Origin of the sequence: Caulobacter segnis (assembly GCF_019931575.1) — a bacterium.
In the GTDB taxonomy this organism is placed as follows: domain Bacteria; phylum Pseudomonadota; class Alphaproteobacteria; order Caulobacterales; family Caulobacteraceae; genus Caulobacter; species Caulobacter segnis_C.
This window is the reverse complement of the sequence record NZ_CP082923.1, coordinates 5091818-5113877: the sequence shown is the minus strand read 5'-3', so window position 1 is coordinate 5113877 and position 22060 is coordinate 5091818. Positions and strand designations below refer to the sequence as shown.

19 protein-coding genes are annotated in these 22060 nt (G+C 68.2%); 12 read left to right on the top strand and 7 right to left on the bottom strand.

Annotated elements, in window-relative coordinates; genetic code table 11:
• The first annotated feature begins 404 nt into the window (after nucleotides 1-404).
• From K8940_RS23500 to K8940_RS23470, 7 genes are all read left to right on the top strand, one after another.
• Nucleotides 405-1310, top strand: a complete 906-nt coding sequence (locus tag K8940_RS23500; protein WP_223392445.1) for a pyruvate, water dikinase regulatory protein — start codon at nucleotides 405-407, stop codon at nucleotides 1308-1310.
• Complete coding sequence (locus K8940_RS23495) at nucleotides 1307-1906, top strand: Maf family protein (protein WP_223392444.1); 600 nt, start codon at nucleotides 1307-1309, stop codon at nucleotides 1904-1906. The genes K8940_RS23500 and K8940_RS23495 overlap by 4 nt, the downstream gene beginning before the upstream one ends.
• Entirely contained in the window at nucleotides 1903-2760 is an 858-nt protein-coding gene (locus tag K8940_RS23490) for a shikimate dehydrogenase (protein WP_223392443.1), read from the top strand. The genes K8940_RS23495 and K8940_RS23490 overlap by 4 nt, the downstream gene beginning before the upstream one ends.
• A gap of 3 nt (nucleotides 2761-2763) precedes the next feature.
• Nucleotides 2764-3363 (top strand): dephospho-CoA kinase, encoded by a 600-nt coding sequence (coaE, locus tag K8940_RS23485; RefSeq protein WP_223392442.1) that lies wholly within the window; start codon nucleotides 2764-2766, stop codon nucleotides 3361-3363.
• Nucleotides 3364-3394: 31 nt separating this feature from the next.
• Nucleotides 3395-4105 (top strand): DNA polymerase III subunit epsilon, encoded by a 711-nt coding sequence (dnaQ, locus tag K8940_RS23480; RefSeq protein ID WP_223392441.1) that lies wholly within the window; start codon nucleotides 3395-3397, stop codon nucleotides 4103-4105.
• 335 nt (nucleotides 4106-4440) lie between these two features.
• On the top strand, nucleotides 4441-5892 hold the full coding sequence (locus K8940_RS23475; RefSeq protein WP_223392440.1) for an OprO/OprP family phosphate-selective porin: 1452 nt from the start codon (nucleotides 4441-4443) through the stop codon (nucleotides 5890-5892).
• A gap of 38 nt (nucleotides 5893-5930) precedes the next feature.
• Nucleotides 5931-7742, top strand: a complete 1812-nt coding sequence (locus K8940_RS23470; RefSeq protein ID WP_223392439.1) for a methyl-accepting chemotaxis protein — start codon at nucleotides 5931-5933, stop codon at nucleotides 7740-7742.
• On the opposite strand, the gene K8940_RS23465 is transcribed toward K8940_RS23470, so the two are convergent.
• The gene (locus tag K8940_RS23465; RefSeq protein WP_223392438.1) at nucleotides 7739-8596 is read right to left on the bottom strand and encodes a helix-turn-helix transcriptional regulator; all 858 of its coding nucleotides are present in this window, start codon (nucleotides 8594-8596) and stop codon (nucleotides 7739-7741) included. The two genes, K8940_RS23470 and K8940_RS23465, sit on opposite strands and share 4 nt — an antisense overlap.
• Nucleotides 8597-8686: 90 nt before the next feature.
• Between K8940_RS23465 and K8940_RS23460 the strand changes: the two genes are divergently transcribed.
• A complete protein-coding gene (locus K8940_RS23460) occupies nucleotides 8687-9553 on the top strand; it encodes an SDR family oxidoreductase (RefSeq protein WP_223392437.1) in 867 nt (288 codons plus the stop codon).
• Here the strand turns inward: K8940_RS23460 and xth are convergent.
• The 4 genes from xth to K8940_RS23440 all read right to left on the bottom strand — a co-directional run bounded on the left by xth (nucleotide 9550) and on the right by K8940_RS23440 (nucleotide 14851).
• Nucleotides 9550-10356 carry an exodeoxyribonuclease III gene (xth, locus tag K8940_RS23455; protein WP_223392436.1) on the bottom strand — a complete coding sequence of 269 codons (807 nt, stop codon included), beginning with the start codon at nucleotides 10354-10356 and terminating at the stop codon, nucleotides 9550-9552. The two genes, K8940_RS23460 and xth, sit on opposite strands and share 4 nt — an antisense overlap.
• Nucleotides 10357-10597: 241 nt before the next feature.
• Entirely contained in the window at nucleotides 10598-11251 is a 654-nt protein-coding gene (locus K8940_RS23450) for an outer-membrane lipoprotein carrier protein LolA (protein ID WP_223392435.1), read from the bottom strand.
• A gap of 175 nt (nucleotides 11252-11426) precedes the next feature.
• Nucleotides 11427-13904, bottom strand: a complete 2478-nt coding sequence (locus tag K8940_RS23445; RefSeq protein WP_223392434.1) for an FtsK/SpoIIIE family DNA translocase — start codon at nucleotides 13902-13904, stop codon at nucleotides 11427-11429.
• Nucleotides 13905-14002: 98 nt separating this feature from the next.
• Entirely contained in the window at nucleotides 14003-14851 is an 849-nt protein-coding gene (locus K8940_RS23440; protein ID WP_223392433.1) for a glutamate racemase, read from the bottom strand.
• A 144-nt stretch (nucleotides 14852-14995) separates the two neighbouring features.
• Between K8940_RS23440 and K8940_RS23435 the strand changes: the two genes are divergently transcribed.
• From K8940_RS23435 to K8940_RS23425, 3 genes are all read left to right on the top strand, one after another.
• Entirely contained in the window at nucleotides 14996-17122 is a 2127-nt protein-coding gene (locus tag K8940_RS23435; RefSeq protein ID WP_223392432.1) for a M3 family metallopeptidase, read from the top strand.
• Nucleotides 17123-17194: 72 nt separating this feature from the next.
• Nucleotides 17195-18184, top strand: coding sequence for a TraB/GumN family protein (locus K8940_RS23430; RefSeq protein ID WP_223392431.1), 990 nt, complete (start codon nucleotides 17195-17197; stop codon nucleotides 18182-18184).
• 66 nt (nucleotides 18185-18250) lie between these two features.
• Nucleotides 18251-18778 (top strand): SRPBCC domain-containing protein, encoded by a 528-nt coding sequence (locus K8940_RS23425; RefSeq protein ID WP_223392430.1) that lies wholly within the window; start codon nucleotides 18251-18253, stop codon nucleotides 18776-18778.
• A 56-nt stretch (nucleotides 18779-18834) separates the two neighbouring features.
• Here K8940_RS23425 and creS read toward each other — a convergent pair whose 3' ends face one another.
• The gene (creS, locus tag K8940_RS23420) at nucleotides 18835-20208 is read right to left on the bottom strand and encodes a crescentin (protein WP_223392429.1); all 1374 of its coding nucleotides are present in this window, start codon (nucleotides 20206-20208) and stop codon (nucleotides 18835-18837) included.
• 151 nt (nucleotides 20209-20359) lie between these two features.
• Entirely contained in the window at nucleotides 20360-20914 is a 555-nt protein-coding gene (locus tag K8940_RS23415; RefSeq protein ID WP_223392428.1) for a carboxymuconolactone decarboxylase family protein, read from the bottom strand.
• 228 nt (nucleotides 20915-21142) lie between these two features.
• Between K8940_RS23415 and K8940_RS23410 the strand changes: the two genes are divergently transcribed.
• The gene (locus K8940_RS23410; protein WP_223392427.1) at nucleotides 21143-22060 is read left to right on the top strand and encodes a hydrogen peroxide-inducible genes activator; all 918 of its coding nucleotides are present in this window, start codon (nucleotides 21143-21145) and stop codon (nucleotides 22058-22060) included.

The window sequence follows — 22060 nt, the reverse complement described above, 5'->3', positions numbered from 1 at the left end:
AAGACACCTAAGACCCTCCTATCATTTCTTAATAAGAAATTAAGATTGAAAGAGGGGGTTGGAGGGCAACTGCAAAGCGGGGAAAACGCCTGACAGGCGAATGACTCCCACACGCCATGCGCCTTTGCCCCCAGCCCTTCCCACATGTGATTAAGACTCTGTTAATCATGTGGATGGTCCAGCAGCCCCTTGAAGGTCTTAATGAATTCTTAACTCGCGACATTGGGTGAAAGACCCCTGGCGAGACTCTGTCCCTGGGTTTGGACAGCCGGGATTCACTTATCGGGGGATGCGGCGCGAGCCTGGGGATGATACGCGAGCAATGCGACCGTTGATCACAGCGGCGCCATGTCACGACGCCTCAAGGGCCTTTCGGCGCCCAGGCGTCCCCAGGGGCGAGGCAAGTGGTTAAGCAACCGTTAACGGATGATCCACAGGAGAGTCTGGGTCAGGGTGAGCAGGAACGGCTGCCGCCGCGCTTCGCCACCTACTTCCATATCCACCTGGTTTCGGACTCCACGGGCGAAACCTTGAACGCCATGGCGCGCGCGGTGTGCGCCCGTTTCACCGACATTCTTCCGATCGAACACATCTACGCGCTGGTGCGTTCCACCCGGCAGTTGGATCGGGCGCTGGAAGAGATCGGTGGCGCGCCGGGCGTGGTGATGCACACGATCGTCGATCCGGGCCTGCGCGCGGCGCTGGAAGAAGGCTGCCGCAAGCTGGAGATGCCATGCATCGCGGCCCTGGATCCGGTGATCAGCGCCATGTCGCGCTATCTGGGCGCGCGGATCTCGACCCGGGTCGGCGCCCAGCACGCCCTGACCAACGACTATTTCGACCGCATCGAGGCGCTGGACTACGCCATCGCCCACGACGACGGCCAGGGCGGCCAGGACCTGACCCAGGCCGACGTCATCCTGGTCGGCGTGTCGCGGACTTCCAAGACCCCGACCTGCATCTATCTGGCTCACCGGGGCGTGCGCGCCGCCAATGTGCCGCTGGTGCCGGGCCGGCCGCCGCCGCAGGATCTGTTCGAGTTGAAGAACACCCTGATCGTCGGCCTGATCACCTCGCCCGACCGCCTGATCCAGATCCGCCGCAACCGCCTGCTCTCCCTCAAGGAGAACCGCGAGAGCGACTATGTCGACAGCGACGCCGTGCGCCAGGAGATCATCGCCGCCCGCCGCCTGTTCGAGCGGATGAACTGGCCCGTCATCGACATCACCCGCCGCTCGGTCGAGGAGACGGCGGCGGCGATCATCAACCTCCTGTCAGGCGGCCGCGGCAAGGTCGAGGTCCTGGGATGAGCCTGACTCCCGTCACGCTGGCGTCGAAGAGTTCGGCCCGGCAGATGATCCTGAAGAACGCCGGCGTCGCCTTCGAGGCGATCAGCCCCGGCGTCGACGAGGAGGCGGCCAAGGCTGGTCTGCTGGCCGAGGACGTCACCCCGCGCGACATCGCCGACGCCCTGGCCGAGATGAAGGCGGTCAAGGTCTCGACCAAGCGACCCGGCCTGGTCATCGGCGCGGACCAGACCCTCGACCTCAAGGGTCGGCTGATCGACAAGGTCGATACGCTGGAGCAAGCCCGCGCGCGCCTGCTGGAGCTGCGGGGCCAGGTCCACAAGCTACACTCGGCCGTGGTCGTCGCCCGCGACGGCCAGCCGATCTGGCGGATCGTCGAGAGCGCCAAGCTGTCGGTCCGCCCGTTCAGCGAGGCCTGGCTGGACCAGTATATAGAGCGGCGCGGCGAGGCCCTGCTGTGGTCGGTCGGCTGCTACGAGCTGGAGGCCGAGGGCGTGCAGCTGTTCGACCAGGTCGACGGCGACTACTTCACCATCCTGGGCCTGCCGCTGATCGGCCTGCTCGACTTCCTGCGTCTTCATGGAGCCCTGGCCGTATGAGTTCCCGGATTTCCGGCGCCGCCATCGTCGGCGGCGTCTGCGGTCAGCCGATCAAGCACTCGATGAGCCCGATCCTGCACAACGCCTGGATCCAGGCGGCGGGCCTCGACGCGGCCTATGTGCCGTTCGCCCCGGCGGCCGACCATTTCGCGACCTTCGTCGACGGCCTGCGCGGCGGCGCGGTGCGCGGGCTCAACGTCACCATTCCGTTCAAGGAACAGGCCCTGGCCGCCGCTGACCAGGTCAGCGACCTGGCGCGCATGGCCGGCGCGGCCAACCTGCTGATCTTCGAGGAAGACGGCGTGATCCGGGCCGACAACACCGACGGTCCCGGCCTGCTGGGCGCGATCGCCGCCCAGGCGCCGGGCTTCGACCTCACCGCCCGACCCGTGGTGATCCTGGGCGCCGGCGGCGCGGCGCGGGGGGCGGTCGCGGCTCTGTTGCTGGCCGGCGCGCCCAAGGTGGCGATCGTCAACCGCACCCTGGATCGCGCCCAGGAGCTGGTCGCCGCCTTCGGTCCGCGCACGGTCGCCGTGGCCGAATACGCCCTGACCGATCACCTGATCGACGCGGGCCTGGTCATCAACGCCACTTCGCTGGGCCTGGGCGGCGGCGATGGCCCGGCCGCGCGCCTGGACCTGACGCCCGAGGACGCCGTGGTGGTCGACATGGTCTACAAGCCGCTGCGTACCGAGTTCCTGCGCCGGGCCGAGGCCGCCGGCCGCCGCACGGTCGACGGGCTGGAGATGCTGCTGCGCCAGGCGATCCCGACCTTCGAGGCGATCTACGGCCAGCCGCCCTCCCCCGAGGTCGACGTGCGCGGCCTGGCCTTGAAGCTGCTGGGCGAGGCCTGAGCCATGCTGGTTCTGGGCCTGACCGGATCGATCGGCATGGGCAAGTCGACGACCTCGGCCATGTTCCAGGCCGAGGGCGTGCCGGTCTACGACTCCGACGCCGCCGTCCACGCCCTCTACGCCACCGGCGGCGCGGCCGTCGCCCCGGTCGAGGCCGCCTTTCCCGGCGTGGTGGTGAACGGCGCGATCGACCGCGCCAGGCTCAGCGCCCAGGTGGTCGGAAACTCCGAAGCCCTGGCCAAGCTGGAGGCGATCGTCCATCCGCTGGTCGGCGCCCACCGGATCGGCTTCTTCGAGAAGGCCCAGGCCGAGGGCCACGAGATCGTCGTGCTGGACATCCCGCTGCTGTTCGAGACCAAGGGCGAGAAGAAGGTCGACAAGGTCGTGGTCGTTTCGGCCCCGGCCGAGGTCCAGCGGGCCCGCGTCCTGGCCCGTCCGGAGATGACGCCCGAGAAGTTCGAGGCCATTCTGGCCCGCCAGACGCCCGACGCCGAAAAGCGCGCCCGCGCCGACTTCGTCATCGATACGGGGCAAGGGATCGAGCACGCCCGCCAGCAGGTCCGCGACCTTCTGACTCTGTTGAGAACTCCCGGCTCCGCTTGAAGCCGCCGCCGAAGCGGGCCATTGAAAAGCGATGGCCCGGGAAATCATCCTCGACACCGAAACCACCGGCTTCGATCCGAAGACGGGCGACCGTCTGGTCGAAATCGGCTGCATCGAGGTGGTCGACTTCATGCCGACCGGCCGCTCGTTCCACGAATATTGCGATCCGCTGCGCGACATGCCGGCCGAGGCCGAGAAGGTTCACGGCCTGTCCAGCGCCTTCCTGACCGGCAAGCCGAAGTTCCACGAGGTCGCCGACAAGTTCCTGGAATTCGTCGGCGACAGCGTCGTGGTCGCCCACAACGCCGCCTTCGACCGCTCGTTCGTCAATTTCGAGCTGGAGAAGTGCGGCCGCGCGCCGATCCTCGAGGAACGCTGGATCGACACCCTGGCCATGGCCAAGAAGCGCTTTCCGGGCATGTACAACTCGCTCGACGCGCTGTGCAAACGCTTCAAGATCAGCCTGGACAGCCGTGACAAGCACGGGGCGCTGATCGACTCCCACCTCTTGGCCGAGGTCTATCTGGAACTGCAGGGCGGCAAGGAACGCGCCCTGGAACTGACCCATGTCGAGGCCCTGTCGGTCTCGGCGGCGATCCAGGGCTCGTACGGCGCCCGCTCGCGCCCCCTGGCTCCCCGGTCGACCGACGCCGAGCGCGAGGTTCACGCCGCCTGGGTGCGCAAGAACCTCAAGGACCAGGCGCTCTGGATCAAGTTTGGGGTCGTCGCGGCCGAGGGCTAGCCGGCGATCCACGCGCCGCCGTCCCAAGGGGCCTGCCGCGCGCGATGTCTTCCTTTCGATAAGCCGCGACCGTTCAAGGAAAGCCTCGGCGAGCGCTTCCTCGCGCGGCAATGCGGCGCGCCCTTTCTACAGCTGATTAGAGGGTGCTTCTCCGCCTACGACGAATACCACGGACACCTCTGGTTGATTTTAAGTTTTCAATAAGAAAATTGCGGAGACATCAGTCCAGTAGGTCATATTGTCGCGCTTCCTAAGGTATTAATCACGAATTCATCCGCAAGACCGATCCACTTCGCTCAACAATTCTCGTTTTCTCAGAAAACAGGGCGATCGACTTGCGCAAACTATTTCCCATAACTCTGTTCGCCGCCAGCATGATGGCCGGCATGGCCTCGGCTCAGGAAGCGCCCAAGAGCGACGCCGCGGCCATGGAGGAGCTGAAGGCGCAGCTCCGCGTCATGCAGGAACGGATCCAGAGTCTGGAAGCCAAGGCCAATGCGCCCGTTCCGATCGCCACGACTCCGATCGCCACGGCGCCGACCGCCAAGGCCGCGCCGGCCGTCGCGACCCAGATCAAGTGGGAGAACTCGCCCCGGTTCACCGAGACCAGCGGCGCGACCTTCAAGGTCCGCGGCCGCCTGCTGGTCGACGCCGTCAATGTGAATGTCGATCGCAACACCGGCGCGTCCTACAAGTCCCGCCAATACCGGGCTCGCCAGCTGTTCCTCGGCGCCGAGGGTCAGGTTGGGTCCTGGGCGTATCGTCTGGAAGGCGGCGCGGCGAACGGTTCGGGCTGGGCCTGGGACGACGCGGTCATCGAATACCGCATGAAGAGCGGCACGCTACTGACCGTGGGCAACCAGAAGGTCGGTGGGCTCGAGAACCTCACCTCGATCAAGACCATCACCTTCATGGAGCGCGGTCCGTTCGGCGATCTGACCGACAACGGCTTCGTGCTGGCGGCGCAGGCTACCCATGTCGGCCGCAACTGGTCCCTGCGCGCCGCCCTGCAGGGCGACTCGATCAACAAGGCCGACGTCTCGGCGGGCGCCTACAACGTCAACAACGCCAAGGAGCGCTCGGGCGCCATGGCTCGGGCCACCTGGGCGCCGGTCATGACCCCGACCCAGACCGTCCACCTGGGCGTCTCGGCCCGCTACCGCGAGATCGGCGGCGAAACGCCGTTCACCTATTCGGCCGCGGCCAACACCGCCTATCGCGCGCAGAACTCGGCCGGCGGCGTGCTGCTGTCTACCGGCGCCGTCGGCAAGGGCGACACCACCCTGGCTCTGGAAAGCGCCTGGACCCGCAAGAACCTGTCGCTGCAGGGCGAGGTCGCGAAAATTCGCGTCGACCGCATCGCCACGACCCGCAGCGCCGCCAATGGCGGCCAGGACTTCGACATCGTCACCGGCTACGCGATGGCCAGCTGGTTCCCGACCGGCGAGGTCCGCCCCTACAACGCCGGTGGTCAATTCAGCCGGATCAAGGTTCTGCATCCGCTCGATAAGGGCGGCCGCGGCGCCTATGAGCTGGCCGCGCGCTACGACTTCGCCGACCTCGGCGACATGAAGGCCAACACCGCGACCGCTCTGGCCAACCAGACCGGCCTGGCGACGGCCGGCACGTACAAGGGCCTGACGGCGGGCCTGAACTGGTACCCCTACAGCAACGTCCGCCTGATGGCGAATGTCACCAAGGCCAAGATCAACAATCGCGCGATCGGCGCGCTTGAGAATGACGCCAAGGTGACGCTGCTGCAGACCCGTATGCAGATCGAATTCTAGTCTCTGCTTCCCATATATTTTCGGTCTGGAGCTTCTGGATGTCCTTCCTGAAGAATATTTCGATCCGCAATAAGATCATGCTGTCGTTTGGCCTGCTGCTGGGCGCGGCCATCGCGATGATCCTCAGCGTCTTTCTTCAGCTCACGGGCATGCAGAAGGCCATCCGCCTGAACGATGAGAGCAAGTCGATCATCGACCAGACCCATACCGCCGAGAAGGGCATGCTGCGCGTCAACTCGCAGATGCGCGGCGTGCTGCTGACCGGCAGCCCCAAATATATGGGATCGTACAAGGAAGGCTGGCAGCAGTTCGACGAGGCGGTCGCCAACCTCGAGCGCTCCAGCCTGACCGGCGAAGAGAAGGCGGCCCTGGCGACCGTCAAGGCCGACGCCAAGACGTGGCTCGACGCCTATGGCGCGCCGCTGACCCAGGCCGCGCTGGATCCGACCCGCCGCGACGCGGGCCGCGAGACGCTGATCGCCGCCGGCGAAAAGGCTCGCGTGACCCACATCACCAAGAAGGTGACGCTGATCCGCAAGATTGAGCAGGGCCGCATGAGCGTCCGCGAAGCCGCCCAGCATCGTGCGATCTTCTCGTCGGTGGCCATGCTGATCGGCGGCGGCGTCGGCCTGCTGGTCATCGCCCTGGGCATGGGCTGGCAGCTGACCACCCTGGTCGCCGCGCCCGTCGGTCGGATGACCCAGTCAATGCTGCGCCTGGCGGATGGCGACTTCGATGTCGAGGTCCCCGACCGTGATCGCGCCGACGAGGTGGGTTCGCTGTCGCGCGCCTTCGAGACCTTCAAGGACAACAGCCTCAAGGCCATCCGTCTGGAGAAGGAGACCGGCGCCATGCGCGAGGCCGGCGAGGCCGAGCGCGCGACGACCGAAGCCCGGCGCGCCCGGGAAGCGGCCGAGGATCGGGCGACGATCGAAGCCCTGGGCCGCGGCCTGCACGCGCTGTCGGCGGGCGACCTCACCCACCGCATCAACGAGCCCCTGGCCCCCAAGTCGGAGCAGCTGAAGGAAGACTTCAACGCCTCGATCGCCAAGCTAGAGACTGTCATCTCCGGCGTGCGCAACGCCGTCATGACCATCAGCGGCGGCGCGCGCGAGATCTCGGTGGCGTCCGACGACCTGGCGCGCCGCACAGAGCAACAGGCCGCCAGCCTGGAAGAGACCGCCGCGGCGCTGGAAGAGATCACGGCCACCGTCAACAAGACGGCGGAAGGCGCGGGCCACGCCCGCACCGCCGTCAGCGGCGCCAAGACGGACGCGGAAAACGGCGGCCAGATCGCCGAGCGGGCCGTGGTGGCCATGACCGAGATCGAGCAGAGCTCGCGGCAGATCACCCAGATCATCGGCGTGATCGACGAGATCGCCTTCCAGACCAACCTTCTGGCCCTGAACGCCGGGGTCGAGGCGGCGCGCGCCGGCGAGGCGGGCCGCGGCTTCGCGGTCGTCGCCCAGGAAGTGCGCGCCCTGGCCCAGCGCTCGGCCGACGCCGCCAAGGAGATCAAGTCCCTGATCAACCTGTCGACCAACCAGGTGACGGTGGGCGTGGACCTGGTCGGTCAGACCGGCAAGGCGCTGGAAAGCATCGTCGCCCAGGTTCTCGAGGTCAGCACGATCGTGCGCGAGATCGCCGCTTCGGCCCAGGAACAGGCCAGCGGCCTGCAGGAGGTCAACGTGGCCGTCAACCAGATGGACCAGGTGACCCAGCAGAACGCGGCCATGGTCGAGGAATCCACCGCCGCCAGCCACGGCCTGGCCACCGAGGCCGACGAACTGGCTCGCCTGATGAGCCAGTTCAAGGTCAGCGACCCGACGCAAAAGGCGCGTGCGGCCTAGCCGCGATCGTCCAGCAGCGATTTCACGGCGGCCAGGTCTTCCGGCGTCGCCGGATTGTAGACGATCATGCCCAGGTCCGGCCGGCCGTCGACCGCGAAGGCGGAATACTCGAAGCTGACCGGTCCCAGGACGGGGTGATGCAGGTTCTTGATCCCGTCGCCGTAGTAGCGGACGTCGTTGTCGGCCCAGAAGGCGGCGAACTCGGGACTACGGGCTCGCAGCTCCTCGACCAGGGCGTTGACCGAGATCTCGGCCCCGGCCCCCGCGCGGGCGACATCGGTGCGGAACGCCGCGACCACGAACCGCGCCACGCGCTCCCATTCGGGGTTCATCGCGCGGGCGCGGGGGTCGCAGAAGATCCGCCGCAGGATGTTGCGTTCCTCGGGCGGCGCCGCGCCATAGTCGGCCAGCACGACCGTGGCGGCCTTGTTCCAGGCGACGACGTCCCAGGTCAGGGTCTTGATCATGGCGGGGCTGGGGTTCAACGCGTCCAGCACCCTTTGCAGCCGGGGCGAGACGCCCTCGGCCTCGCGATAGCGCGGCTCCGGCGGACGACCCAGGCCCAGCAGGAACAGGTGCTCGCGCTCGACCTCGGTCAGCATCAGGGCGCGGGCGATGCGGTCCAGCACGTCGGCGGAAGCCGCGCCGCCGCGCCCCTGCTCCAGCCAGGTGTACCAGGTGGCGCTGATATGGGCCCGTTGGGCGACCTCTTCGCGCCGCAGGCCGGGCGTGCGGCGGCGCGGGCCGGAAAAGCCCAGGGCTGCGGCGTCCAACCGGGCCCGCCGGTCGCGCAGATAGGCGCCCAATCTGTTTTCAGCGGAGAGGCGGTTCTCGGTCGGGACGGGAGCGTTCATCCTGGTAGATCTTATACCCGTATAAGGTCACTACTTTAACAGGATCAACATAGCGCGCACCGTGGCTTCGTGAAATCGGAGATCAGTCCCATGCGTGTTTTCGTCACCGGCGCCGCAGGCTTCGTCGGCTCGGCTGTCGTCCAGGAATTGCTGGCCCATGGCCACGAAGTGCTGGGCTTGTCGCGGTCGGAGGCTGGCCTGGCCCAGCTCGAGGCGGCTGGCGCGGAGGCCGTGTTCGGCACGCTCGACGACCACGACGTCCTGACGCGAAGCGCGTCAGCCTGCGATGGCGTCATCCACACCGCCTTCAACCACGACTTCTCGAGGTTCGCCGAGAACGCCCAACAGGACGGCCGGGCGATCGGGGTTCTGGGGGCGGCGCTGGAAGGTACGACCAAGCCGATCCTGGTGACCTCGGGCACGGCCATGCTGGCCTCCGGCCGGATGGCCACCGAGGAAGACCGGCCCGGCGGGCATTCGCCGCGGATCTCCGAACCCTCGGCCGACGCTCTGGTCGCCAAGGATGTCCGCGCCTCGGTCGTCCGCCTGGCGCCGACCACCCACGGCGCAGGCGATCACGGCTTCGTGCCGATGCTGATCGACCTGGCGCGCGAAAAGGGCGCCGCGGCCTATATCGGCGAGGGGGACAACAGGTGGTCGGCGGTGCATCGCGGCGACGCCGCCCGCCTCTACCGCCTGGCCATCGAACGCGGCGCGGGCGGCGAGCGCTATCACGCTGTCGCCGAGGAAGCGGTGCCGATGAAGATGATCGCCGCCGCGATCGGCAAGGGCCTGGGCCTGCCAGTCGAGAGCCGGCCGGCCGAGCACTTCGGCTGGTTCGCCATGTTCGCCGGCATGGACGCGGCGACCTCGGCCGCCTGGACGCGCGAAACCCTGGGCTGGACCCCGACCGGGCCGAGCTTGGCCGAGGACCTGGAGAACGCGGGGTACTTCTAGACCTTCAGGTCCGCCGTCACCGGCGCGTGGTCGCTGGGGCGTTCCCATTCGCGGACGTCGTCGTGGACGCGCGAGGCGGCCTTGCCGTCCACGAGCGCGGCGTCGCGCAGGCCGGGGCTGGCCAGGATGTGGTCCAGGCGCAGGCCGCGATTGGACTTGCGGAAGTCGGCGGCGCGGTAGCTCCACCAGGAAAACAGCTTCTCGGGCTCGGGCGTGGCCAGACGCGGCAGGTCCAGCAGGTCCATCGACCGGATCATGGTCTCGAAGGCCTCGAGCTCGGCCGGGGTGTGGCTGACCACCTTCAGCATCTGGCGGTGGCTCCAGACATCGTTCTCGCCGGGAGCGATGTTCAGGTCGCCGGTGACGATCAGCGGGGCCTTGGGATCGCGCTTCTTCAGGGCGGCGGTCAGGGTCTCGTAGAAGTCCAGCTTGTGGTCGAACTTCGGATTGGCCGCGCGGTCGGGCAGGTCGCCGCCGGCCGGGATGTAGAAGTTCTGGATCTCGACCCCGGCCACCTTGACCGCCACGCAGCGGGCATGGCCCTCGCGGCAGTTCATCAGGGTCGGGACGTCCTCGATTGGCAGGCGCGAGGCGATGGCCACCCCGTGCCAGCCCTTCTGGCCGGCGATCTTCAGGTGCGGCAGGCCCATGGCCTCGAAGGCCTCGCGCGGGAATTCGCCCTCCTGGCACTTGATCTCCTGCATGCACAGGACGTCGGGCGCCTGCTCGTCGACGAAGCGGGCGGCCTGTTCGGCGCGGAGGCGGACGGAATTGACGTTCCAGGTGGCGATACGGAGGCGCATGGCTCCGCTCTATCGCGGTTTTGGGAGACCGGAAAGAAAAACGCCCCGGACGCCTTAGCGTCCGGGGGCGAAAGTCTAGTCTCTCATGCCGCCGCCGGGAGGGGATAGGATCCGGCACGGTTCGCGAAGAGCGGGTCGGTCGCTCATCGCCATGCGTGTTAAATATGCCACGTCCAAACTTTTAGTCAACCCCGAAGTCGGTTGATTCTTGCCTGTTGTGGTAATGTCACATTTGGCCCGGCTACGGTCGACCGACCTTCCGGCGCGGGTCGGTCAGCACGAACAGCTTCGGGTCCAAGCCAGCGGTTTCGGCGAAGTCGCTGAGGCGCACGCGGATCTGACCGCCCTTGATGTCGGTGACCGTCCAGCCCATCAGGGCGACGGGGCCGTTCGAGAAATCCAGCGAGATCTTGCCCAGAGCCTGGCGCTTGGCGTCCTGGGCCACGATCGTGAAGCCGTCGGCCAGCGGGCGGATGTCGGTGATGACCACGCCGCGATCCAGCCGGACCTCGCGGGCCAGCAGCAGGTTCAGCGGCGTCTTGCTGAGCGGATAGCTCTCGTAGGTCTTCAGCCGGCTGTCGAAGATGTTGACGTTGTTGCCGTTGCTGACGACCAGCAGGCCGGCTGGCGGATCATAGGCGAACCGCGCCTTGCCGGGGCGCTGCAGATAGAAGGTCCCCTGGGTCTGGGTCCCCCGCGCGTCGGTCTGCACGAACCGGCCCTTGGCCGAGGACAAGCCCTGGATATAGGCGGTCGCCTTGTTCAGCAGCGCCTGCTGCTCGGCGGACAGCTTGGCGGGGACCGGCGCGGTCTGGGCGAGGGCCCCCGAAGCGAAGGCCCCTTGGGCGATGGCGGCGGCCAGGCCGGCCGCGAGAAGGAAACGGCGATTGGTCATGCGAACTCCTTAACGCCAACCCTGGCCGCCGCGAAGGCCGCCGCGAGGCCATTTTCCGGCGCTCCGATGAAGCGTCGTTCAGGTTGGCCCCAGGGCTGGGACGTGGGGAACGCTACGCCCAAAGTGAAGGTTGCCGGACTTTTCACGACAAAGCGTGTCAATCCGGCGGCGTCCGCTACAGCGGCGGCGGGGGCGGGGCCAGGATCTCGCGCTTGCCGGCGTGGTTGGCGGCGCCGACCACGCCCTCCTTCTCCATCCGCTCCATCAGCGAGGCGGCGCGGTTGTAGCCGATCTGCAGGCGGCGCTGGATATAGCTGGTCGAGGCCTTGCGGTCGCGGGTGACCACGGCCACGGCGTGGTCGTAGAGGTCGTTGGCCCCGCCCTCGCCGGCGAAGGCGCCCTCGATGGCCTCTTCCTGCTCCTCGTCGCCGCCGGCGGTGACCTCCTCCAGGTACTGCGGGATGCCCTGGTCGCGCAGGAACTTGGCCACGGCCTCGACCTCGCCGTCCGACACGAACGGGCCGTGCAGACGGGTGATGCGGCCGCCGCCGGCCATGTAGAGCATGTCGCCCTGGCCCAGCAGCTGCTCGGCGCCCTGCTCGCCCAGGATGGTGCGGGCGTCGATCTTGCTGGTGACCTGGAAGCTGATCCGGGTCGGGAAGTTGGCCTTGATGGTGCCGGTGATGACGTCGACCGACGGGCGCTGGGTGGCCATGATCAGGTGGATGCCGGCGGCGCGGGCCATCTGGGCCAGGCGCTGCACGGCGCCTTCGATGTCCTTGCCGGCCACCATCATCAGGTCGGCGACCTCGTCGATGACCACGACCAGATAGGGCATGGCCTCGGGGCGGATCTGCTCGGTCTCGTAGATCGGGCGGCCGGCGTCGTCGAAGCCGGTCTGGACGGTGCGCTCGAAGTGCTCGCCCTTCTCCAGCGCTTCGTTGGCCTTCTCGTTGTAGCCGCCGATGTTGCGCACGCCGATCTTGGACATGCGGCGATAGCGGTCCTCCATCTCGCGGACGGTCCACTTCAGGGCCACGACGGCCTTCTTCGGATCGGTCACGACGGGGGCCAGCAGGTGCGGGATGCCGTCATAGACCGACAGTTCCAGCATCTTGGGATCGACCATGATGAAGCGGCACTTCTCGGGGGGCAGCTTGTACAGGATCGACAGGATCATGGCGTTGACGCCGACCGACTTGCCCGAGCCGGTGGTGCCGGCGATCAGCAGGTGGGGCATCTTGGCCAGGTCGGCGATGTAGGGTTCGCCGCCGATGGTCTCGCCCAGGGCCATGGGCAGGATCTGGCTGGCCTTCTCGTAGTCGGCGCTGCTGAGCAGGTCGCGCAGGTACACGGTCTCGCGACGCTGGTTGGGCATCTCGATGCCGATGGCGTTACGGCCTTGGGCGACCGCGACGCGGCACGAGATCACGCTCATCGAGCGGGCGATGTCGTCGGCCAGGGCCACGACGCGGGCGGTCTTGACGCCGGGGGCGGGCACCAACTCGTACATGGTGACCACGGGGCCGGGCCGGATCTGGTCGATCTGGCCCTTGACGCCGAACTCGGCCAGCACGCTTTCCAGCAGGCGGGCGTTCTGGCGCAGGGCGCCGGCGTCGACTTCCGACGAGCGCGGCTTGGACTTGGCCAGCATGGCCAGTTCCGGCAGCTGGAAGCCGCCGTTCTCTTCGAAATCGAAGGCCTTCTGCTGCTCGCGCTGCTCGCGGCCCGACTCCCTGGGCGGGGCCTTGGGCTTGGCGATGGCCATCGGACGGGCGTCCAGCGTGTCCTCGAACGCGTCCTCCTCGTCATAGGCGTCGTCGGTGGGCGGGGGCGTGTAGGCGCGTTCGGGCGCGGTCACGGCGGTCGGCGCGGCGACGATCGCGTCCTCCTCGTCGTCGATCGGGGGCAGGCGGCGTTCGCGCTTGGGCGGAGCTTCCGCCTTTTCCTTCTTGGCGCGGGCGGGCTTGGCGGCCGCGACGGGTTCCGGCGCGACGCGCGCGCGCGGCTGCAGGGCGTTGTTGACGGCGTTCTGGATCGCGTCCGGGTCGACCTCGCGCACGCCGATGGCGAAGCCCAGGGCGAAGATGGCGGCGACGGCGAACAGCAGGGCGGCGACGAGGGTCGCGCCGGGAATGTGGGCGAAACGCAGGATGCTGGCGACCATGTGCAGCAGGGAGTCGCCCCAGAAGCCGCCCAGGCCCTTCTCCAACTGCCAGATGGCCGGCGGCGGCGGGGCCGCCAGGGTGGCCGCCAGCGCCAGCAGGCCCAGCACGCCGACGATGGCGCGCAGGCGCAGGTCCTTGCGCTCGGCGTCCGGGTCGGCCTGGGCCGCGCGGGTGACGCCGAACACCAGCATCAGCAAGGCCACCCCCCAGGCCGCCAGGCCCACGGACTGCATCAGCAGGTCGGCGATCGCCGCGCCCGGACCGCCCAGGGCGTTGCGGGCCGGATCGCCGGTGGCTGCGTTCAGGCTGGGATCGGTGGCGTTGTAGGTGGCGATGGCCAGCAACAGGCCCGCCCCGATCACGGTGACGACCCCGCCCCGGAACCGGGCCGTCCAGGGCTGGACCCAGCCGTAACGGATCGCGTCCCACAGGAGCTCCGTCGTGGATCGCCGCGCGGCTCGCGCCATGAAAGTCTCCGAACTCAACTTCGCGTCTTACGGACCCGCCGAAGCGGGTCGATCGCGATGTTGTGCCCGAAGAGCGTTAAGAGGCGTTTACGACGTTCGTCAGGAAAGGATTCAGATTAGGCCGCGTCGAACGCGACCGGACCGCCCCAGAAGCTCTGCACCAGGCCGTTCTGTGGGCCCGGCGTGCCGGTGGTCAGGAAGACGCGGCCGCCGCCGGTCCCCGGATCGTATTCCGGGTGGCGCTCCAGATAGAGCTCCAGAGCGTCGGCCGTGGCCTCGGGCTGCTGGATCAGCGGCGTGCCGGCCGGCAGGGCGGCGCGGAAGATGTCGGCGATGATCTCGTAATGGGTGCAGCCCAGGACCACCCGGTCGGGGAAACGGCCGATGCGGGTCTTCAGGGCCTGGGCGTGGCCCTCGACCGCTTTGGCCAACTCGACGGCGCTGGCGTCGCCCTCGATCAGCGGCACCAATTCCGGGCAGGCCTCGGAAAACACCGCCAGGTCCTGCTTGCGCTTGTCGATCTCGATCTCGTAGACGCGCGAGCGCACCGTGGCCTGGGTGGCGAACACGCCCAGGATGTCCAGTTGCTGGACCTTCTCGCCGCGCCGTTCGGCCTCGTGTTCCCATGGCAGGCCGGTGGCCTTCTCGATGGTCGGCACGATGATGCCCAGGATGTTGACCGGTCGGCCGATTTCCTTGCGGTAGCCGGGCAGCCAAGTCTGCTGCAGGCGGCGCAGGGCGATGGCCGAGGCGGTGTTGCAGGCCAGGACAACCAGGCTGGCGCCACGGTCGAATAGCCGCACGCAGCCGGCCTTGGTCAACTCGACGATCTCCTCGCCGGTGCGCACGCCATAGGGCGCGTTGGCCTGGTCGGCCAGGTAGGTGAAGTCCGCCTGGGGCAGACGCTGCACGAGGGCGCGGTGGACCGTCAGGCCGCCCACGCCGGAGTCGAAGACGCCGATCATGGCCCAAGCTGTAGCCGCCAAAGCCGGCGTCGTCCACGCGCCAAGACCATGGGACGAACGCGTACGGAAAAGGTTACGGTCCTGTCATGTGACGGCCCACGAGCCTTGCCCTAGGGTCGGGCCAAACCTCACCGGAGACACTCCGTGCAACGTCGTACGTTCCTCGCCTCGGCCGCAGCCGCCGGGGCTACCGCCGCCCTCAACCCGAGTTTCGCCTTGGCCCAAGCTTCGAACCCGCTTCTCCAGAAATGGACCGGTCCCTATGGCGGCGTGCCGGCCTTCGATAAGGTCAAGGTCGCCGACTTCAAGCCGGCCCTCGAGGCGGCCATGGCCAAGAACCTGGCCGAGATCGACGCGATCACGGCCAACAAGGCCGCGCCGACCTTCGAGAACACCATCGCCGCCCTGGAAGACGCTGGCCGGACGCTGAACGCGGTGTCGACCTACTATTACATCTGGGGCTCGAACATGAGCACGCCGGACTTCCAAGTCGTCGAAGAGGAGATGGACCCCAAGCTGTCGGCGCACAGCGACAAGGTCACCCAGAACGCCGCGCTCTTTTCCCGCATCGAGGCGGTCTACAATTCGCCGGCCAAGGCCAAGCTGACGCCCGAGCAGCAGCGCGTGCTCTGGATCTACTACACCAACTTCGTGCGCGCCGGCGCCAAGCTCTCGCCGGCCGCCAAGACCCGGGTCGGGGCGATCAACACCGAGCTGGCCGGCCTCTACACCAAGTTCAGCCAGAACCTGCTGGCCGACGAGAACACCTGGATCGAGCTGTCGGACGCCGACCTGGTCGGCCTGCCGGAAGGTCTGAAGGCCGCGGCCGCTTCGAACGCGGAGTCGCGCAAGCTGCCGGGCAAGTACATCGTCGTGAACACCCGCTCCAGCGTCGACCCGTTCCTGACCGAGAGCCCGGTGCGCGGCGCCCGCGAGAAGGTCTGGCGCGCCTTCGTCAATCGCGGCGACAACGGCGGGGCGACCGACAACAACGCCATCATCGCCAAGATCCTGAAGCTGCGCGCCGAGCGGGCCAAGCTGCTGGGCTACAAGACCCATGCCCACTGGCGTCTCGAGGACGCCATGGCCAAGACGCCCGAGAACGCCATGGGGCTCATGGAAGCCGTCTGGCAGCCGGCCATCGCCCAGGTCGCCATCGATGTGGCCGACATGCAGGCGATCATCGACAAGGAGGGTGGCGGCTTCAAGCTGGAGCCGTGGGACTACCGCTTCTATGCCGAGAAGGTCCGCAAGGCGAAGTACGACCTCGATATGAACGAGGTGAAGCCCTACCTGCAGCTGGACAAGCTGCGCGAGGGCATGTTCTGGGCCTCGGGCCAGCTGTACGGCTTCGAGTTCAAGAAGATCGAAGGCCTGCCCGTCTATCACGAGGACATCACCGTCTATGAGGTGACCCGCGCCGGCAAGCACGTCGGCCTGTGGTACTTCGACCCCTATGCCCGTCCGGGCAAGCGCTCGGGCGCCTGGATGAACGCCTACCGCACCCAGGAGCGGTTCAAGGGCGAGATCACCACGATCGTCTCGAACAACTCCAACTTCATCAAGGGCAAGCCCGGCGAGCCCCTGCTGATCTCGTGGGACGACGCCACCACCCTGTTCCATGAGTTCGGCCACGCCATCCACGGCCTGAACGCCAACGCCACCTACCCGACCGTGTCGGGCACCAACGTGGCGCGCGACTATGTCGAGTTCCCCAGCCAGCTGAACGAGCACTGGCTGCCCACGCCCCAGGTGCTGAACCAGTTCGCCCTGCACTATCAGACCGGCAAGCCGATCCCGCAGCCCCTGGTCGACAAGATCGAGGCCGCCGGCAAGTTCGGCGAGGGCTTCGGCACCACCGAATACCTGGCCAGCGCCCTGATCGACATGAAGCTGCACCTGGCCGGCGACGTCGACATCGATCCGGACAAGTTCGAGCGCGAGGAGTTGGCCAAGCTGAACATGCCCAAGGAGATCGTCATGCGGCACCGCACGCCGCAGTTCGGTCACGTGTTCTCGGGCGACGGCTACTCGGCCGGTTATTACAGCTACCTGTGGGCCGACACCCTGACCGCCGACGCGGCCGAGGCCTTCGCGGAGGCTCCGGGCAAGTTCTACGATAAGGCGGTCGCCAAGCGCCTCTACGAGGACATCATGTCCAAGGGCAACACCATCGATCCCGTCGAACAGTTCCGCGCCTTCCGCGGTCGCGACGTGAAGATCGGCGCCCTGATGCGCAAGCGCGGCTTCCCGGTTCCGGCCGGGGCCTGATCGGCCCGTCCCAAGCCCTTCTCCCGCCAGGGGAGAAGGGCTAAATGGGCTTCGGGAGCTGAAGGAGTATCGATGGCCGCGTCCAAGCTCGTCCCTCTCGCCCTCGCGCTCGCGATATACACCCCCGCCCTCGCCCAGACCGCGTCTCCGCCGCCGACCGTCGAGCTCGGCCAGGCGCCGGCGCCGGACGAGAGCGCGGTGGTCGCCGAGCTGACCGTGGTGGCCAAGCCGCCCGGTCCGGCCGTCTGGCTGGTCGAGAAGGATGGAGCCAAGCTCTATATCCTGGGCTCGGCCCAGCCCCTGCCCCACGCGCTGAAGTGGTCCAGTCCTCGCCTGGAAAAGGCCTTGGACAAGGCCGACCTGGTGCTGGTCCCGCCGCAGGCCTCGGTGGGCGTGACCCAGATCGCCGGCTTTGTTCTCCGGTTCGGCGGCGGTCTGCGTCAGCCGATGGGCAAGAACATGGAAGACCAGCTGCCGCCCGACCTGAAGGCCCGCTTCGTTGAGTCCCGCAACCAGGCGCGCAAGGGCGCGGGCGACTACAAGAACTGGAAGCCGGCCGTGGCGGGCTTCCTGCTGCTGTCGGATTTTCGCCAGGCGGCGGGCCTGTCCGAGGCCAAGCCGGTCAGCACGATCGAGCGCATGGCCAAGGCCCGCAAGCTCAAGGTCAAGGCCGTCGGCCAGTACCGGATGAGCGCGGTGACCACGATCGCTTCCAAGCTCTCGGCCGACGACCAGCTTTATTGCCTGCGCGTGGCCTTGGACGAGATCGCCTATGACGGCGCCCATTCGACCACGATCGGCCGCGACTGGGCCGAGGGCGACCTGGGCTCGGTCCGCGCCCGCTATCGCGAGAGCGGCGCCCAGCGCTGCCTGATGCGCGCGCCCGGCGGGCCGGCCCTGCTGGAAAAGGGCGTCGCCCAGACCACCGACGCCATGATCGAGGCCCTCAAGCGTCCCGGCGTCACCGTGGCGGTGGTCGACCTGGGTTTCCTGCTGCCGGCCAACGGCGTGCTGGACCGGCTGAAGGCCGGCGGCGCGGCGGTCAGCTCGCCGGTCGAATAGCGTCGCGTTGACGCTCGGCCTCCCCTGCCCTCACCCTGGCGGCGAGGTTCGGGAGGGAGGCTCCAGATGAAGACGACGATCGCGGCCGCGGCGCTGCTGGCCGCCACGCTGACCACCGGCGCGGCGCGGGCCGAGGTGGTCGACGCCCAGCCCAATGGTTTCGAGGTCCGCCACGTGGTGGCGATCGCGGCCCCGGCCAGCGCCGTCTGGGCTGTCTTGGTCCAGCCGTCGAAGTGGTGGGTGTCCGGCCATACCTGGTCGGGCTCGGCCGCCAACCTGTCGCTGGGCGCGGCCTCGGGCGGCTGTTTCTGCGAACGCCTGCCGAACGGCGGCTCGGTGCTGCACATGACTACCCTCTACGCCGCGCCCGGGACGAGGCTGGTGCTGTCGGGGGCGTTGGGGCCGATGCAGAGTTCCGGGGCGACCGGAGCCCTCACCTTTCTGCTGGCGGAAAAGGACGGCCGCACGACCGTGACCGTCACCTACGACGTCGGCGGCTACTTCAAGGGCGGTCTCGACAAGATCGCCGCGCCGGTGGATGGCGTGCTGGGCCAGCAGGTCCAGGGACTGAAAGCGGCGGCGGAGGCGAGATAAAGAAAAGCCCGCCGGACCGGGAGGTCAGCGGGCTTTCCTGTTCAGGGCGTGTCGCCTCAGGCGCTTTCGGCCAGGCCTTCGTCCGAGGCGCCCAGCAGGGCCATCTGCAGGCGCGAGCGGTCGCGGCGGGCCGCTTCCAGGGCGCCCTCAGCCAAGGCGGCTTCCGAGGTGAGGCGTTCGATCGTGGCCTGCAGTTCCGAGACCTTGTCCTCGTGCTCGCGACGGATCTGGTCCTGGGCTTCCTGCATGGCGTCCAGGCGGGTGCGCAGCTGCTGGGCCCGTTCCTCGGCGCGCTTGAGCGCCTTGTCCTGGGCCACGCCGCTCTTGGCCAGCTGGTCGGCGCGTTCGATGGCGGTGGCGCGGGCGGTGTCGACGCCGGCGTGGCGCTGACGCAGGCCCTCGGCCTCTTCTTCCAGCGAGCGGATGCGTTCGAGCGCCCGTTCCAGGGCGACGTTGAGGTCGCCGGCGCGGCGTTCGACCGCCTTCTGGTGCGCGCTGGACTCGGCGAGACGGGCCGAGATCTGGCCGTTCATCTCTTCCAGCTTGTCGGCGCGGCCGGTGGCGGTCTCCAGGCGGGTCTGCAGGGCCGAGATCTCGGCGCGCGAGGCTTCGACCTGGCTTTCCAGGCCGCGAATGACGCGGCCGCTGTCGGTCTGGTGGGCGTGCAGGGCGTTCTCGACCGCCTGGACGCGGGCGCGTTCGCCGGCCAGCTGGGCCTCGAGGTCGGTTTCGATGCGCGACAGGCGAGCGACGTCCAGGCCGGCCTGGTCGACGCGCTTCTTCAGGGTCGCGGCTTCCTCGCCCAGCAGGGCGTTGTCCTGGTTGGCGCGGGCCAGGGCGGCCTCGGCGTCGCCGCGACGGGTGTCGATGTCCTGGGCCTGGACCCGCAGGCCCTCCACATCCTGCACCAGGTGCTCGATGCGGGCGGTGGCGTCGCGCAGGCTGGCGTCGAGGCTGGAGACCTTCAGGTCCGACTGCAGCAGGGTGTTGCGCAGGCGGTCGATCTCGAGGGCGTTGTCCTCGAGCGCGGCTTCCTGGGTCTGGCGGCGGGCGTCGGATTCGCCCAGAGCGGTTTCGGCGGCGGCCAGGCGGGCGCTGACCTCGCGCTCCTCGGTCTGGATCTGGGCGATCTGGCGCTGGGCCTGCTCGAAGTTGGAGCGCAGGGCGATCAGTTCGGCGTGCTCGGCGCGGCGGGCCTCGAACTCCTGGCCGACGGGACCGCGGATCTCGGCGATCAGCGGCTCGATGGCCTTGAGGTGCTCCATGACCCGGCCGATGCTGTCGAGGCCGCCATGGATGGTCTCGTAGCGCTGGCCGATGGCCTGGGTGGATTCGATCTGGTGCTGAACGGCCTCGGACCGGGAGTCGTCGCCCAGGACGGTCGGCTTGCCGTTCTTGTTGTCGCGCGAATTCTTCGACAGCAGTCTCATCTAGCCCACCTTCGCCCCGTGCGAGCCCACCGTGTCCTCACTGGACAGTTGGCGGCGGCCGCGAATCTCTTACCCAGAGGTTAACAACTTAGTTTACGGACAAGATGAATGTCGAGGGGCCGAGGGCGCGACGCGGGGTCGCGGATCAGCCTTAAACGCCCGAAAATGGGGGATGATCCACAGCTTCGATCGCCAGAACCCGGCCGGCGGCGTGGACCACGGCCGCGATTCGCAGAGCGGCCTGGACTTGCGGGGGCTGGACGCCCCGCGCCCGCAGCTCGGCTTCATGGCTGTCCAGGCAGGCGCCGCAGGCGTTGATCGCCGACACGGCCACGCACCACAGCTCATAGTCGATGGTCTCGACGCCGGGATGATGCGTCAGCCGGTTCATCCTGAGCTTCGAGGGCAGCGCCCGGTATTCGGGCGCTTCCATCAGGTGCAGGGCGCGGAAATAGACGTTGTTCATGGCCATGATCGCCGCGGCGGTCCTGGCGGCGTCGAAGGCTGCTTCCGCGAGGCCCGCCTCGCGCGCGGCGATGGTCACCGCCTTCAGCGTCTCCGGCTCGCCGACCGCGCAGGCGCTGGCGACGAAGCATCCCCACTTGGCCTGATCGGTCAGCAGCGTTTCCTCGGCCAGGGCCGCCAGATTGGTCCCGATATCCTTGGCGTAGGCGGGCAGCCGGGCGCGCAGGGCCTCGATCGGCATGGGAGGGCTCCATTGGATCAGAGCCGCCAACTAGCATTGTCAGGAAGGTTCGTCCCGGTCCGCGCCTAGGGCTGGGGGAAAGGCGCGGACCGGGATCGGGCGGGGCGTCCGGCGTCGGTGGGGGAGACACGCCGGACTTTCACCATGGAAAGATAGATACGCCTCGGCGTTTCAGTTATCCAATCGATAGTTTTTGGAAGTTCGATAGAAGCGGCCTATATAGCGGTCATGCTCCTCCCGACCCTTCGCCAGCTGCAGTATCTGAAGCTGCTCTCCGAGCACGGCTCGTTCAGCCGCGCGGCCGAAAGCGCCTATGTCACCCAGCCCACCCTGTCGGCGGGCATCCAGGAACTGGAGAAGATCCTCGGCGCGCCGGTGGTCGACCGGGCTCGCTCGGGCGTGATCCTGACCGCCGCCGGCCAGGAGGCCGTGCGCCGGGCCGAGGACATCCTGGCCAGGACCGAGGACCTGGTGCAGGCCGCGCGGGGCGCGGGCCAGCCGCTGGCCGGGCGTTTCCGCCTGGGCGTGATCCCGACCGTGGCGCCCTATCTGCTGCCGCGCGCCCTCCCCGTGCTGCGCGACCGTTTCCCCAAGCTGAAGCTGTTCCTGCGCGAGGACCTGACCCAGCGGCTGATCGCGGCCTTGAAGACCGGGGCCCTGGACGCGGCCCTGATCGCCCTGCCCTACGACATGACCGGCCTGGAATGGGCCCATGTCGAGGATGACGAACTGCTGGCCGCCGCCCCGGCCAATCACCCGATGGCGGGTCAGACGCGGGTCGATCCCGACAGCCTGCGGGGCGACGACCTGATCCTGCTGGAAGACGGCCACTGCCTGCGCGACCACGCCCTGGCCGCCTGCGGGCTGGAACCGCCCTCCCGCTATGGGAATGGGGGCGCCGGCGACGAGGAGAGCTTCGCGGCCACCTCGCTGCCCACCCTGGTGCAGATGATCGGCTCGGGCCTGGGGGTCTCGTTCTTGCCGGCCATGGCGGTTCACGCCGGGCTGACCGACAAGGCGGCCGTCACCGTCCGGCCCCTGGCCACCGAGCATCCCAGCCGCGAGATCGTGGTCGCCTGGCGCTCGGGCTCAAGTCGGGGCGTCGAGGGGCGGCTGCTGGCCGAGACCCTGCGCGAGGCTGGCTAA

Excerpts from the sequence above, each read along its gene's own strand:
- K8940_RS23495 (WP_223392444.1), top strand. The coding sequence starts at position 1,307 with ATGAGCCTGACTCCCGTCACGCTGGCGTCGAAGAGTTCGGCCCGGCAG.
- K8940_RS23490 (WP_223392443.1), top strand. The coding sequence starts at position 1,903 with ATGAGTTCCCGGATTTCCGGCGCCGCCATCGTCGGCGGCGTCTGCGGT.
- coaE (WP_223392442.1), top strand. The coding sequence starts at position 2,764 with ATGCTGGTTCTGGGCCTGACCGGATCGATCGGCATGGGCAAGTCGACG.
- dnaQ (WP_223392441.1), top strand. The coding sequence starts at position 3,395 with ATGGCCCGGGAAATCATCCTCGACACCGAAACCACCGGCTTCGATCCG.
- K8940_RS23470 (WP_223392439.1), top strand. The coding sequence starts at position 5,931 with ATGTCCTTCCTGAAGAATATTTCGATCCGCAATAAGATCATGCTGTCG.
- K8940_RS23465 (WP_223392438.1), bottom strand. The coding sequence starts at position 8,596 with ATGAACGCTCCCGTCCCGACCGAGAACCGCCTCTCCGCTGAAAACAGA.
- K8940_RS23460 (WP_223392437.1), top strand. The coding sequence starts at position 8,687 with ATGCGTGTTTTCGTCACCGGCGCCGCAGGCTTCGTCGGCTCGGCTGTC.
- xth (WP_223392436.1), bottom strand. The coding sequence starts at position 10,356 with ATGCGCCTCCGTATCGCCACCTGGAACGTCAATTCCGTCCGCCTCCGC.
- K8940_RS23450 (WP_223392435.1), bottom strand. The coding sequence starts at position 11,251 with ATGACCAATCGCCGTTTCCTTCTCGCGGCCGGCCTGGCCGCCGCCATC.
- K8940_RS23440 (WP_223392433.1), bottom strand. The coding sequence starts at position 14,851 with ATGATCGGCGTCTTCGACTCCGGCGTGGGCGGCCTGACGGTCCACCGC.
- K8940_RS23430 (WP_223392431.1), top strand. The coding sequence starts at position 17,195 with ATGGCCGCGTCCAAGCTCGTCCCTCTCGCCCTCGCGCTCGCGATATAC.
- K8940_RS23425 (WP_223392430.1), top strand. The coding sequence starts at position 18,251 with ATGAAGACGACGATCGCGGCCGCGGCGCTGCTGGCCGCCACGCTGACC.
- creS (WP_223392429.1), bottom strand. The coding sequence starts at position 20,208 with ATGAGACTGCTGTCGAAGAATTCGCGCGACAACAAGAACGGCAAGCCG.
- K8940_RS23415 (WP_223392428.1), bottom strand. The coding sequence starts at position 20,914 with ATGCCGATCGAGGCCCTGCGCGCCCGGCTGCCCGCCTACGCCAAGGAT.
- K8940_RS23410 (WP_223392427.1), top strand. The coding sequence starts at position 21,143 with ATGCTCCTCCCGACCCTTCGCCAGCTGCAGTATCTGAAGCTGCTCTCC.